This window comes from Bacillus sp. SIMBA_031, from assembly GCF_046535225.1.
GTDB classification, from domain to species: Bacteria; Bacillota; Bacilli; order Bacillales; family Bacillaceae; genus Bacillus; species Bacillus velezensis.
Window position 1 is genome coordinate 1 of sequence record NZ_JAWRXC010000220.1, and the last position, 273, is coordinate 273.

Annotated in this window: 1 protein-coding gene; it reads left to right on the forward strand. The window is 52.7% G+C overall.

Going from position 1 to position 273, the window contains the following annotated elements; all coding sequences use genetic code 11:
- Positions 1–68: 68 nt before the first annotated feature.
- The coding region (locus SB724_RS20090; protein ID WP_410572598.1) for a hypothetical protein at positions 69–273 on the forward strand (205 nt) is incomplete at its 3' end.

Here is a 273-nt window from a genome sequence, read left to right on the forward strand (position 1 = left end):
GCACTAGGTACAAGCGGGCTTGACCGCTGATACGATTTTTCCACTATTAGCGTCGTCGAAGGATGACCATGGAGATCAATGCAATGCACCATCTACTGAAGTCGGGTGTCATCGGACTATCCCTGGCCGTAACTCTCATTTACTCGCCAGTTCAGGCAGGCGAGGTATCGTCAGATAACGAGAAGGTGAGCACACCGATACAAAAACAGGAACTCGAGGTCACTTGGAAGGACGTGCCGACGCAGACCATCGCTGCAGGAGGTGTGGACTTCG